The organism is Paenibacillus graminis (genome assembly GCF_000758705.1).
GTDB lineage: Bacteria > Bacillota > Bacilli > Paenibacillales > Paenibacillaceae > Paenibacillus_AQ > Paenibacillus_AQ graminis.
Window position 1 is genome coordinate 460,851 of the sequence record NZ_CP009287.1, and the last position, 13,489, is coordinate 474,339.

General features: G+C 52.1%; 12 protein-coding genes. 7 read left to right on the forward strand and 5 right to left on the reverse strand.

Going from position 1 to position 13,489, the window contains the following annotated elements:
• Positions 1–13: 13 nt before the first annotated feature.
• The 7 genes from PGRAT_RS02070 (at position 14) to PGRAT_RS02100 (ending at position 7,340) form a co-directional block, all read left to right on the forward strand.
• Positions 14–1,309 (forward strand): phosphoribosyltransferase family protein, encoded by a 1,296-nt coding sequence (locus tag PGRAT_RS02070; RefSeq protein WP_042267747.1) that lies wholly within the window; start codon positions 14–16, stop codon positions 1,307–1,309.
• Positions 1,306–2,460, forward strand: coding sequence for a cysteine protease StiP family protein (locus PGRAT_RS02075; protein WP_025709040.1), 1,155 nt, complete (start codon positions 1,306–1,308; stop codon positions 2,458–2,460). The genes PGRAT_RS02070 and PGRAT_RS02075 overlap by 4 nt, the downstream gene beginning before the upstream one ends.
• Positions 2,457–3,290 (forward strand): HAD family hydrolase, encoded by an 834-nt coding sequence (locus tag PGRAT_RS02080; RefSeq protein ID WP_025709041.1) that lies wholly within the window; start codon positions 2,457–2,459, stop codon positions 3,288–3,290. The genes PGRAT_RS02075 and PGRAT_RS02080 overlap by 4 nt, the downstream gene beginning before the upstream one ends.
• Entirely contained in the window at positions 3,287–4,360 is a 1,074-nt protein-coding gene (locus tag PGRAT_RS02085; RefSeq protein WP_025709043.1) for an ATP-grasp domain-containing protein, read from the forward strand. Before PGRAT_RS02080 ends, PGRAT_RS02085 begins: the two co-directional genes overlap by 4 nt.
• Before the next feature lie 23 nt (positions 4,361–4,383).
• The gene (locus PGRAT_RS02090) at positions 4,384–5,085 is read left to right on the forward strand and encodes a hypothetical protein (RefSeq protein WP_081954783.1); all 702 of its coding nucleotides are present in this window, start codon (positions 4,384–4,386) and stop codon (positions 5,083–5,085) included.
• Between the two features lie 14 nt (positions 5,086–5,099).
• Positions 5,100–6,200 (forward strand): toxic anion resistance protein, encoded by a 1,101-nt coding sequence (locus PGRAT_RS02095; protein ID WP_025706988.1) that lies wholly within the window; start codon positions 5,100–5,102, stop codon positions 6,198–6,200.
• Positions 6,201–6,533: 333 nt separating this feature from the next.
• Positions 6,534–7,340 carry a formate/nitrite transporter family protein gene (locus PGRAT_RS02100; RefSeq protein WP_025706989.1) on the forward strand — a complete coding sequence of 269 codons (807 nt, stop codon included), beginning with the start codon at positions 6,534–6,536 and terminating at the stop codon, positions 7,338–7,340.
• Between the two features lie 103 nt (positions 7,341–7,443).
• Here the strand turns inward: PGRAT_RS02100 and PGRAT_RS02105 are convergent, their stop codons facing one another.
• From PGRAT_RS02105 to PGRAT_RS02125, 5 genes are all read right to left on the reverse strand, one after another.
• Positions 7,444–8,100 carry a 3-oxoacid CoA-transferase subunit B gene (locus PGRAT_RS02105; protein ID WP_025706991.1) on the reverse strand — a complete coding sequence of 219 codons (657 nt, stop codon included), beginning with the start codon at positions 8,098–8,100 and terminating at the stop codon, positions 7,444–7,446.
• Positions 8,093–8,761 carry a CoA transferase subunit A gene (locus PGRAT_RS02110; RefSeq protein ID WP_025706992.1) on the reverse strand — a complete coding sequence of 223 codons (669 nt, stop codon included), beginning with the start codon at positions 8,759–8,761 and terminating at the stop codon, positions 8,093–8,095. The genes PGRAT_RS02105 and PGRAT_RS02110 overlap by 8 nt, the downstream gene beginning before the upstream one ends.
• A 48-nt stretch (positions 8,762–8,809) precedes the next feature.
• Positions 8,810–9,550, reverse strand: a complete 741-nt coding sequence (locus PGRAT_RS02115) for an acetoacetate decarboxylase (protein ID WP_025706993.1) — start codon at positions 9,548–9,550, stop codon at positions 8,810–8,812.
• A 33-nt stretch (positions 9,551–9,583) separates the two neighbouring features.
• Positions 9,584–10,768 (reverse strand): acetyl-CoA C-acetyltransferase, encoded by a 1,185-nt coding sequence (locus PGRAT_RS02120; RefSeq protein ID WP_025706994.1) that lies wholly within the window; start codon positions 10,766–10,768, stop codon positions 9,584–9,586.
• A 375-nt stretch (positions 10,769–11,143) separates the two neighbouring features.
• A complete protein-coding gene (locus tag PGRAT_RS02125) occupies positions 11,144–13,423 on the reverse strand; it encodes a TPM domain-containing protein (RefSeq protein WP_042265927.1) in 2,280 nt (759 codons plus the stop codon).
• Positions 13,424–13,489 lie beyond the last annotated feature (66 nt).

A 13,489-nucleotide genomic window follows, 5' to 3' on the forward strand; every position in this document is an offset into this window, starting at 1 on the left:
CGCCTTGTTCGCGATGGCGGCCCGGATTAATAAGAAACGCTCATTTCTGTTTGTCAGCAAGGTGCTCGGGAAGCATATCCCAGTCAATCCGTATACTCCGCTGCTCAGCGGTGCCGCGCTGGCACTACTGCTCTATCAGGAGATGGGCGGAGAGGCGGCGGACGGCGGACGGATGGACAAGCTGCTAAATCAAGCCGTTCACGGACTGATTCATCCGGAGCATGCAGAGGCGGCCTACCGTGATCTGCTGGATGCCCGGCTGGTTCTCCCGGAGCGTGTTTTGTTTATCGGCTTTGCCGAGACCGCAACAGCCCTGGGCCACAGCATGTACCATATGTTTGCCAAAGGTGCATCCTATATTCATACTACCCGTGAAGACATACCGGAACTTGTATCAGTGGTCAGCTTTGAGGAAGAGCATTCCCATGCGGTTGATCATTTATGTTATGCCCTGAATGCTGAGCTGCTGTCCGGGGAAGATCCTGTGGTGCTGGTAGATGATGAAATTACTACCGGCAATACGGCGGTCAATACCATTCGTGATATCCAGTCCAAGTTTCCGCGCAAGGAATATGTGGTTGCTTCCCTTCTCGATTGGCGCAGCAGCGCCAACATTCAGGCTTACCGTGATCTGGAGCAGGAGTTGGGTATCCGCATCAGGGCTTTAAGCTTGCTGCAGGGGACAATTGAAGTGAAAGGCACGCCTCAGCTGAGCCTGGTAGAGGTTGGGGCGAAGCCCTCCATTGCCACTGAAGCTCCGGTGATCCTCACCTATGTGCAGGACGGCCTGGAGCGGCTGAACGTGACCTCCTCAGACTCCTCTGGAGAGATCAACCCGTCACCTTATCTGAAGCACAGCGGACGGTTCGGGTTAGAGTCAGAGGATAACAAGCGGTTGGATCAAGGGATTGCACAGGCAGCTGCACAGCTTCGCGGGCACCGTGAAGGGGGAACTGCACTCGTGCTTGGAGTCGGCGAGTTCATGTATCTGCCGATGAGAATCGCGGCGGAGATGGGGGAAGGGGTCAGGTATCAGTCCTCGACCCGCAGCCCGATCCACCCCGAACGGCGATCCGATTACGGCGTCCACAGTGCGGCAGCCTATCCGTCAGCCGTGGACCCGGGGATTACCAATTATATCTACAACGTGGAACCTGGCCAATATGATGAGATTTTTGTGCTTCTTGAGCGTGACGTGCCCCGCCGGAGGATTGAACCGATGACGGATATTCTGAAGCGGCTGGCGGGGAGCAAGGTGCATCTTGTTGTCCTGGCCTCTGATTCAGAAGAGGGAGGTTTGACCGGATGAAGGGAACAGATCTGGACAACATCATGAATAAAAAAATTGCGCCGCCTGTGGCGCTGGGCAGCTATCGTCCGTCTGATGTTACGTTTCTGCTTAAGGATCTCAGTGATGTGCATTTGGAGCGCGGGACCACTGAGCGGGAAGCAGCCATCCAGTCGGGTGTGCATTATTCGGAGATGCTCCCTGTTGAATATCAGCCGACCGCGCAGTATATTGCGCTGTTCCATGAGACGCTTCAGCAATCGGCAGAGAAGGTAGCGCTGGCGGTCGCAGCTGTCTCCGAAATGATTGTGGCTCAGCGGGGAACCGGGGGTACGGTCCTGGTATCCCTGGCGAGAGCCGGCACTCCCATTGGTGTACTGATTAAACGTTATATCTCTGCGCGTTACGGGGTCGAACTGCCTCATTACAGCATATCGATTATCCGGGGCAAAGGCATCGATGAGAACGCTATTCTCTATATGCTGCAGCAGCATGGAATGGAAGCGAAGCTGCAGTTCATCGACGGCTGGACCGGCAAAGGAGCTATCCGCCAGGTCTTGATAGAAGCCTGCCGCAGCATATATAACAAATATGGAATTGTTCTTAGCGATGATCTGGCAGTACTTGCCGATCCGGGCCACTGCTCGGGTACCTTTGGCACCCGGGAAGATTATCTGATTCCGAGCGCGTGTCTGAACTCCACCGTGTCGGGCCTGATGAGCCGCACTGTTCTGCGGGACGATCTCATCGGGCCTGATGAATTCCATGGAGCAAAATTCTACAGAGAATGGCTGGAAACGGACCTCTCCAATGTGTTTATCGATGCAATTACACCGTATTATCCTTCAGTTAGTGAAGAGGCTGGGGCTATCGCTGCAGGAATGCTGGCCGCTCCCCCTGAGATTACCTGGCAGGGCTTGCGTGATATTCAAAAGATTCAGGAAAAGTTCGGCATAGCGGATATTAATCTGGTGAAGCCCGGGGTCGGCGAAACTACCCGCGTGCTGCTCCGCAGAGTACCCTGGAAAATTCTTGTCGATACTATGGATAATCCGAATCTGCGCCATATTCTGCTGCTGGCGGAGGACCGCGGTGTTCCGGTGGAAATTTTCCCTGAACTTACGTATTCCTGCTGCGGGATTATTAAGCCGCTGAAAGGGGAGTGCGAATGATCTACGCCAGCGATCTGGACCGCACCCTGATCTATTCGCCGAGTGCAATTGGCGTTCCCGAGGATTCCCAGGGTCTTGTTCCGGCAGAGATTGTTGACGGGAAGACAGTCTCCTATATTTCACAGCATGCGCTGGAGCTGCTTAAGGACCTTGCAGCCAAAATCATTTTCATGCCGGTCACTACACGTACAGTGGCACAGTACAGACGGATCAATCTGTTCCAGTACACGGTTATTCCCGATTACGCGATAACCAGCAACGGCGGGAATATTCTGGTGAATGGGGTAGTGGATCAGGAGTGGCGGGCTGCTGTAGCCAGACTGGTGGAACGGGGCTCTGCTTCGGCTGAGGAAGCCGGGAGGCTGGTGCGGTCGGTGGTCCGGACCGAATGGATCATCAGTGAACGGTATTGCGACGAGCTGTTTTACACGTTTGTTGTTCATCGTGATTTGCTGCCTCTGGATGAAATTACACGGCTTTCAGAGCATCTGAACAGCTGGGGCTGGAAGGTTTCGCTTCAGGGCCGCAAGCTGTATGTGGTTCCGGAGGCGGTAGACAAAAGCGATGCAATCCTCCATGTGCGGCGCACAGTTAATTCCGGTCCGATGGTTGCGTCGGGCGATTCCCTGCTGGACAAGAGTCTGCTGGCAAGCGCCGATTATGCAATCGCTCCTTGCCATGGAGAAATATTTGCCGAACAGCAGGCAGGTCTAGTAAAATTGGAGTATCCCTTTACGAAGCAGGCCGGTGTATTTGCCGGGGATGAGATTATGGAATATGTACAGAGGCTGTATAACAATTTGACAGCACTAGGAGTTGGGCCACAATGAAAAAGGTAAACATTTATTTTAACCGCTGGTTTTCCGTGGCTTATCATTATATGAACCTCATCCGCAATAATGAGGACGGCATCCCTGTTCAAATCTTTGCCACCCATTCCGATATCCGGCATATGTCGCTGCAAGGCGCTGATGTTGCCGCAGCGGAGCCTGAACTTGAAGGGATTGAATATGTGCAATTCTGTGTAGACTTCTGCCGCAGCCATGAGATCGATATCTTTATTCCCCGTCTGCACATGCTGGATATTGCCTTACACGCTTCTATGTTCGATGCCATAGGCACAAAAGTGCTGGTCTGCCGTGATCTGGACCTGCTGGAGAAGATTATGGACAAGGGCAAATTCTATGAGAGTGTCAAGGAAACCGGAATCATGACGATCCCGGATTACCATGTGGTCAGCACAGCGGAGCAATTCCAGGCAGCTTACGAGGATCTTGCAGCCCAAGGACATCAGGTCTGCTTCAAGCCAACCGAAACCGAAGGCGGGCTTGGCTTCCGCATTATTAATAATGACCGTAATCCTTTGCAGGATCTTTTTGGCCATGTTACGCCGTACATATCTTTCGAGGAGGCCTACCGCATACTCTCCAGTGTGGATTCTTTTCCGAATCTGATGGTGATGGAGTTTCTCGAAGGCTTTGAGTACAGCATTGATTGCCTGGCCGATGAGAGCGGCAGACTGCTGGCGGCGGTGCCTCGCCGCAAGGCGGGCGGACGCCTGCGGCTGATGGAGCATATCCCGGAGCTGGAGGATATCGCTTCCCGGGTAGCCGGGGCTTACCGCATTCCATTCAATTTCAATATCCAAATGAAATACAGCGGCGGGGTTCCGAAGCTGCTGGAGATCAATCCCCGGATGTCCGGGGGGCTGCATATCTCCTGCCTATCCGGAATTAATTTCCCTTATTTGGCGGTCAAAAGCGCACTGGGCGGCGAGCTGCAGCCAGCGGAATTCGCCGGCAATGTGTTGGCCAGCCATGTAGAGCAGCCGCTGATTATGAGAATAAACGGCGAGTCCGTGGTCACGGATGCCGTGAACCTGAGCGGCAGCAGTTCATAAACCGCGCACAAGAGGTGAGAACAATTCATTTGAAATGGAAAGTATTGTTGTACGCTGGAGCCGGTTATATAGTTGCTTTGTTGACGAGTGCTTTTGTACCCGAGCTAATCTCTTTGCTGCTGCCGGTGGCCGGTGCTGGTGCAGCGGTTATCGGCGGGGGGCGGAACCGCATCAATCTGCCGGCGGAGATTCTTCCCGCCGGACAGGAGCAGGAAGCGCTCGCCCCGTCTCCCGCAGCGGGCAGCCTTGAGCGGGGCGGTTCCGCAAGCGGAGCTGCTGCTGCAGGTGGACAAGCTCCCGCCGGACGGGGAAGTGCTGAGGTCAGCCCAGAGTTCGCTCCGGTAGTGGAGTATTTGAGCATTTTGGAGGATATGATCATCTCCGAAGGGCAGAAGGATACGCTCGACAATGAGATTGTCGAGAAATCGCTGGCGCTGTTCGCCAGGCTTCAACGCGTGATTCCGCTGCTGCAGGAGCTGGGCAACGGCGAGATTAACCATACGGTCCGCAGGCTGGTGCTTAAGGATCTTAATGGTGTGATTAATCCGTTTCTGCGCCTGGGCGGAGAAGCCAAAACAAGAAACCGGAGAATGCTGCTGAACGGCCTGCGGGATGTCGATTCCAAGATATCGGAAATCGCCTCAACGATTGAGCATAAAGACCTGATGGAACTTCAGACCAAGGCGGAACTGATTCATCAGCGGTACAGCAGTTCCGAATTATAGGAGGAGGGAAACCCATGTCCACGCAGTTGATAGAGCTCAAAAAAGAAGATGAGCAGAAGGTTGTGGAAGAAGCCTCGCAGCTGATTGAGAAGGTCGCCAAAACAGACACCGTTGCCCTGGATTCCTTAATGGATGATATCGGCAAGCTGGGAGTGAAGACGCAGGAGAAGGCAGGGCAAACCCTGAAGCTGCTGGACCGCCCGGTGAATGATCTGATGTCCGGCAAACGGGTGGAAGTGCCGAACATGATTATGAAGCTGCGCAATGAGTGCGAGACGCTTCAGCAGAGCAAGAACGTCAGCTTTTTTGGCAAAATGCTGCGCAAGAGTCCACTCAAGAATTACGTATACAAGTATCAGTCGGTCCGCACCAATATTGACGCGATTGTTACCGGGCTGCGTGACGGGCGCGATACACTGGAAGAGAGCATCGTCAACATGCGGCAGCTCAAACGCACCTCCATGGAGGAGATTTACAACCTGCAGACCAAAATCGCCTTCGGCAACAAGCTGAAGGAGCTGTTCGAGGTTGAAATCGCCAAGCCGGAGAATGAGTTCCGCAAGGCATACCTGGAGCGCGGACTGCGCAAGGTGATGGTTCGTATCCAGTCCATGACGGAAATGATTCTCCTCTACAATCAGGCGATTGCCGCTACGGATATTATTAATGACAACAACGACAAGCTGATCGATTCCGTAAACAACGCGATTGATAAGACTTCGAATCTGATTACAGTCTCAGCGATGATTGCCATGTCCCTGGCGGATCAGGAGAATGTCATCTCTGCGGTGGAGGCGACAAATAAGACTATCGAAGATCAATTCAAAGAAAATGCGCGTCTGCTGCGTACCACTACGGAGAAAACGACGGAACTCCTCTCTAAGCCCTCTATGTCACTGGAGGCTGTGAATCAGGCTATTGGCGATCTCTTGAGCGCCCTGGATACTTCCGAACAGTCCAACCGCCGGATCATTGAGAGCTGCCAGGACTATACATCCAAAATGACAACCATCAACACGCAGCTGAACAACCGCCTCGGACTCAATGAAGCTTCGCAGCCGCAGGCCTTGAAGCAGGCCGGCAAAGACAGTGAGCTTAGCAGCTTTCTGAATTAAGAATCAAACCTCCCCACTCATAATCCCCTGCTCCTCCACATAAGTTGTCACTGAGGCGGCATATGGAGGAAGTGAGGATAAGCGGATGATTCTGGGATGTCTGGTACTGGTGCTTATCGTCGTTGCCAGCAGTGAGAAGGCAGAAGCGATTGTCAAACTGAACGATCCGGGCGATGACAGCTAAAGCGGCAACGGCGGGGTGCTCCGGTGGATACTCTGCAATTTTTGGACGGACCCTGGTTCAAGCAATTTCCAGCGGTTTATTGGGTATAATAACCCGGAGGCAGTACTTAGCCTCACATCGCTGAAAATATAAGCTGAATCGGAGGTCACATGGAGAACGAGGCACTGCTGCAGGTTGAGAAATTAGCGTTAAAGAAACAGAAAATCTATCAGCAAAGCATTTTCCGTTATATCGCCCGGGCAATGCTGGCCAGTATGTTTATTGGATTCGGCGTCATTGTTGCGTTTAAGACAGGTAACTTTTTCTACATGGAACATTCGCCGATGACGTATCCGATGGCTGCGATAACGTTCGGGGCAGCCATCATTTTGATCTCGTATGGTGGAGGCGATTTGTTCACCGGAGATACCTTTTATTACACGTATGCCGCCTTAAGACGCAAGCTGCAGTGGACCGAGGTGGTGCGGATGTGGGTTATCAGCTACATCGGCAATATTCTCGGGGCCACGGCCTTTGCGCTGCTGATTTTTTTGACAGGATTGTTCTATGATTCCAGTGTGAACGGATTTCTGCTCAATGTGGTGGCCCACAAGATGGAAGCCCCGGCAATGCAGCTGTTCTTCCGCGCGATTCTGTGTAATTGGCTGGTATGTCTAGCCTTTTTTGTTCCTATGTCTATGAAAAGTGATGGAGCCAAAATGTTCGCCATGGTTCTGTTCGTCTTCTGCTTCTTTATTTCCGGCTATGAGCACAGTATCGCCAATATGTGTACGTTTGCGATTGCCCTCGTGCTGGATCATCCCGGTACGATATCCTGGGGCGGTGTGGTGCACAATCTGGTGCCGGTCACGCTTGGGAATCTGATTGGTGGAGGCGTGCTGATGGGCGTGATGTATTATTATGTGAATAAGCCTTTTCTGGATGAGCCCCATGATGAGCCCAAGGATACGCATTAACCGGAGACACAACAAGCCCGCTTCTCCCGGATTGGGGAGAGCGGGCTTGTTGTTGGGGACGGCGGTGTTTGGAATTAGCCAAATACCGGGGTTACCGTTTTGCTCAGACGGAAATGGCCTTCAAGTTTGACGGGATCAACAACTTTGCCCCGGTTGCCTTTTGAACGTCCTCCACCGACAAACCCGGGGCAATTTCCTTCAGCATCAGCCCTGTGCCCGGAATCACATCGATGACCGCCATTTCAGTTACAATGGTTTTCACAACATTTACAGCAGTCAGGGGCAGCTTGCAGTTTTCTAATATTTTTGGCTCCCCATTTTTGTTCACATGGTCCATGGCTACAATGACACGTTTGGCCCCGACGACCAAATCCATAGCTCCCCCCATACCCGGCACTTTTTTTCCTGGAATCATCCAGCTTGCAAGATTGCCGTTCTCATCAACCTCCAGGGCGCCCAAAACAGTGATGTCCACATGCCCGCCACGGATGATGGAGAAGGAAAGCGCACTGTCAAAAAAGCAAGCTCCTGTCATGGTTGTAACATAACTTCCGCCAGAATCGATACAATCGATATTTTCTTGTTCCTTGGTGGCTTTGGGGCCAACACCGAGGATTCCGTTCTCAGCCTGCAGCATAATATGAACATTATCGGGAATATAGTCTACCGCCATGGTAGGCAGGCCAATACCCAGGTTGACCACATCGCCGTCTTTGAATTCCTGGGCGATTCTTCTTACAATGAATTCCCGGTTATTCATGCGTATCCCCTACCTTTACAATAGCGTCGATAAAAATTCCCGGTACGTTGACATGATTGGGATCAATTTCCCCGAGCTTTACATATTCGTCCGTCTGGGCAACTACATAATCTGCCGCCATAGCCATAACAAAGTTGAAGTTGCGTGAGGAGCCGTTGATCACAAGATTCCCCGCTTCATCTGCCTTATGGGCTCTGATTAGCGCCACGTCCGCTTTGAGCGGCAGTTCGAGCAGATATTCCCTTCCGTCAATATCTATTTTCTTTTTACCTTCCTCTACAATGGTACCTACACCTACAGGTGTTAAAACACCGCCCAAGCCCGCTCCTCCTGCACGTATTTTTTCAGCTAACGTGCCTTGCGGGAAGAGGTTTACCTCAGCTTCTTTGGTCATAAGGAGTCTTCCTGTTTCCGGATTGGAGCCGATATAGGATGCATAAATCCGTTTGACTCTGCCGCTTTTTACAAGCTTATATATAGATAATTCTGTAGTGCCTGTATCATTGGAAATAATGGAGAGATTTCCGGCGGAATGGGTCTCGACAAGCGCTCGCACGAGCTGTTCCGGGTGGCCTCCGGCCAGAAAACCGCCAACCATCACCGTGTCTCCGTCTTTGACCTTCTGAACGGCGTCTTCTGCGGAGATTAATTTGTTATTCATGGTTTCTGACTCCTTGTATATTTTTTTGAAAATATAAGAATTTAGAGGTTACTGGAGATAGTCATGAATGACTCTTGCGTATGGCAGCGTTAAATCGGCAATAAAATGTTTGCCGCCGATATACGCCTTAACCGGCAAATCTGCCACAGGAGCATTGACATGGGGAATCAGGCTTAACCGGGCCGGGCCTGACCAAGCGCCTTTTACTGTAATATTCTCGAGATTATACGCCACTAACTGCGCAATTTTAGGGGTACCGTCAACGTCGGGAATTAATTTTAAATTCACTTGTGTTTTTGCAATGGCTGTAGCCGTGTCCTTTTCGTCGAGAATGTTATGTTTGAAAGGCATGGTTCCCATGGCCACCAGGACATGGTTATAATGTAATGTACCGGTCAGCGTCTCCGTACCTTCAACGCTTAGGCGGGGATTCGCCCATTTTTTGGGGAACCCCCAAACTTCACGTCCTCCAAGAATAGCAGGCGCGTTATCCAAATACATTTGGGCAACAAAATTGCAGGGTTCCCCATGAAAGGTACACGGGATGACAATACCGCTCTCCTCATAGCTTCCTAGACCGGATGAATCAGGCATCTTGATCCATTCATAGGAAACGGTATTGCTTCCATCGGGCTGAAGCGGCTCCGGGACCGCCTGTCTAATCGCAGCGGGGTCGGATTCATAAGTAATGATAAAAAATTCCCGGTCGATGAAGCGGTAGGGGGGACGACCGTAACTGGGGCTGGCCGCAGGCATGGACTGCAGTGAAAGAACCTCTTTTGGATTCATAACAATCTTGACTCCCTTTCTTTTAGACGAATGTTAGATGAGTGCATTCTCAACCAGCATTGCGATTCCCATTCCCGTTCCAATACATAACGAGGCTACGCCGTAACGCGAAGATCTTCGTACCATTTCATGCACCAATGTAACCAATATTCTGGCTCCGCTTGCACCGACAGGATGTCCAATCGCGATTGCGCCGCCATTGACATTCACCTTCTCCGGGTTGACCCCAAGCTCTTTTATTACCGCTAATGCTTGTGCAGCGAAGGCTTCATTAATCTCAAATAGATCAATGGAATTGAGGGAGATTCCCTGATCTTTAAGCAGTGACGAAATAGCTCTCACCGGACCCATCCCCATATATGCAGGGTCAACGCCAACCAGTGAATAACCCCTGATATAGGCCAATGGTTGTACCGCATGTTCCTTGCATTTGTCTTCCGACATCACAAGTACAGCCGCCGCTCCATCATTGATCCCCGAAGCATTTCCGGCAGTAACCGATCCATTTTCCTTAAATACAGGTTTTAAATTAGAAAGTTTTTCTTTGCTTGTATCCCCTCTTACATGTTCATCCTCCGAGAACCAAATATCTGCTTTTTTGATTTTGGTCCTAACGGGAACAATCTGTTCTGCAAAGACCTGCTTTTGTTTTGCCTCTTTGGCCTTGACCTGGCTTCCATAGGCAAATTCATCCTGCTCAAGCCTTGAAATGTTATATTTCTCGGCAATATTTTCTGCGGTAATTCCCATGTGATATTTATTGATGGGACACGTAAGGCCGTCGGCTACCACGCTGTCTATCAATTCGCCGTTGCCAAGCTTGTAACCATTTCGTGCATTCCTTAGCAGATATGGGGCGTTCGACATGCTCTCCATACCTCCAGCCAAGAGGATGCTGCCTTGTTCTGCCAGAATAGAGTTGTAAGCTAAAGCGACGGCATGAAGCCCTGAACCGCAAACCGTGTTTATGGTTGATGCAGGTACGTCAATGGGGATGCCGGCTTTTAGTGCCGCCTGTCTGGCAGGATTTTGGCCAGTGCCCGCTTGAAGGACATTCCCTAAATAAATCTGATCAATCAACGCAGGCTCTAATTGGCTTTGCTGAAGGCAGGCTGACATCACGTTAGCTCCCAATTCTGTAGCGCTAAGTGTTGAAAGTCCGTTGTTAAAAGAACCCACGGCTGTTCTTAATGGGCTCACCAATGCAACTTTTTTCACAAAGTCTCACATTCCTTTCACTGTGTTTAAGTAACCTTTACATGCTTACATGCGGCTATATATCATGGTGCATGAGAGCGAGGGTTTTACGGTTTGATCGCCTTCCTTCGTCCTTTTATGGAATTTATTAACATATCAATCGTAAGGCTAATGTTTATTTTACTCAATGTTCAAATAAATACAAAAATTTACATATCAATATGTGTAAGGCCTTGTATACTCACATAATGAAGTCGTTCTTTCATTTCCTTGGTTTTTCTGGTTATTTCTGGTTATTTCTGAAAAGACGAATAAAAAGAGAAAAGCGTTCAAGTTAAAAACGCCACCGGCCAGTTATTCTGGGCCGGTGGCGTTTTGTAAAGATAGGTTCGCTGTCTACCACTTGGAGCCGCCGGAGGAATTTCTGCCGGATTTGCCGCCGCCACCGCCCCAGGATGACCCGCCGGACGAGCGGCCGCCATCTCCCCAAGAGGAACCGCCGGATGATCTGCCGCCGCCGAAGCCGCCCGAAGAGGAGGCGCGCTTACGAGCCTGCTCCCGGCGCTGCTGCTCCCGCAGGATGGCCAGCTGTGCCAGACGCTCTTCTTCTTCTTTCTGGTGTACGAGCCGGTTCGCTTCCTCCACGAAGGAGGAAATTTGGGACTCGTAGGCATGTGCAGCGGCTTCCAGCTCATCCAGGTTATAAGGGCGGATGGACAGCCGCTGCTCCAGTTCACCATATTCAGGGAGCAGGGAGAGCTGGAATTGGCTTCTGGAGGCGATTCCCTTGCTCTGCAGCCGCCGCTGGGCCGCATCCACGCGCTCCTGGCCTTCAGCCAGGAGCCGGGTGACGTTAGCCAAGCGTTGGCTCAGCATATCAAGGCTCTCGCCGGCATTGTCGAACTTCTGGGCGGTTTCCTCCTGAAGCTTGAGCAGCTGGTCCAGGCTATTGCGGGCATTGCCGTATTCCCCCCGCTGGTCACTGGTCCAGGTTTCAATCTGCGGAACTTCTCCGGCACCCTGGCGGAGCTGTGTTCCTGCAGTCTCCAGCATCTCTTCAAGCGGGGCCAGATGGTGTTCCGCAAACCGGCTGCGGGCTTCGGCAAACCGGCTGTGCAGCTCATTGCGCCGCTGAGACAGCCCGCTCCAACGGCTGCGGATTGTCTCCAGATCCCTCAGGTTGTTCTGGCGGATCAGGGCCTGGCGTTCTGTCATGGCAACGGCATCCCCCAACAGGGTATCCATGTGGGCAGCGATTTTGCGTACCTCATCCATGTCTCCGCTGCGCAGGGGAGCTTCAAGTGTTGCCGCAGCTGCGGAGGCCTGGTCCAGATTCTCATAAGGCTTAACTTTCATATTGTGGAGGGAATTCTGTTCGATCAATGCAGCGATTGTGCTGCGGGCAGCCGCCAGAACTCCAGGAAAACCATTCAATTTGTCGTCATACGTATCGACATCCTGCAGATCCTTCTCGATCTGTGCCTGCTTCTCCTGCGCCTCCCCGGTCATATCCTGTGCGGCAATCGGGTCGAACAGCTCCAACTCATCCGCTTTGGCAGTCTCTTCAGCCAGCTCTTTCAGATCCTCGGCAATTTCCTGCAGCTCATAGCCGGTCTCCTTGACCGTACTCTGAAGCTGAAGGTTGAGTTCAGGCTCTTCCTTCTTCAGTTCGGTAATCTGCTGCTTAACATTGCGGTCAGCATCACTGATTACGGCAATGCGCTGCTCTTCTTCCTCTAGCGAGGAGCGGAACGCTGTTTCAGTCTGCTGCAGCTGTGAGCTGGCAGCTCGGAGCGCCTTCAGACGGTAGAAGGGAGGCTGTGAGCTTTGGCTGCCCTGCAATGCGGAGATCTCCACCAGCTGTGCAGACAGCCGCTTGGCGATTCCCTCGACCATTTCCCCCGTCTTGCCTTGAACAATTCCCTGGAACGGCTGCAGGGATTCCAGCGCCCGGTTCGCACGGACCAGCAAGTCGGCCAGCTGCTCCTGCTGGCTGCGGAGCTGTCCCCGCCTGCGCAGGCCGGTGAACAGCACATACAGCAGCAGTGCCAGCAGCGCTATTCCAATGACAATGCCGGCCATCTTCAGCAGCCCGGGGCCTGAGCTGCTGCCTTCATTCCGGCCGGCTGTCCCGCTGTTTCCGCTGTCCGTGGTACCGGCTGTGCCGCCGCCCGAAGCCGAACTGCTGCCAGTGCCGCCGAAGGAGTCCAGCTTCTGAATCATGGAACGGATTCCCCCGGCAAAATCCCCTTCCCGGGCATATGGATTAAAATACGTGTCCAACAGCCCGGTAATGGCTGCGGTATCCAAAGATCCGCCTTGGGCTTGAGACCAGGTGTTGATATAACCCTGCAGGCCCGGATTCTTGAAGTTCAGTTCAACCCTCTGGTCTCCGGCAGAGATCAGGAGAAGGACATCCCGCGGTGTCAGGCCCCAGGAATCATAGACTTCAGTTGCATAGGCCCCAGGCTCCGCGCCGTCCAGAGAATCGACAGTCAGTACCCGGATAGTATAGCGGTCTCCCTCAGCAATTGCTGCAATAGCGGCTGTCTCCTGCTTCGTGAGCAGGCTGGCCTCATCGGTAACTATTCCTTGTTGGGCGGGAATTCCCGCCGCGTACATATTAGGCATCCATAACAGGCTGAACATCAGAAACAAGACAAAGGTTTTTTTCAAACTGGCACGCTCCGATCTGCAGGTAGACTATTTGCTGTTATTATGCTGATTGTTACATTATATCAT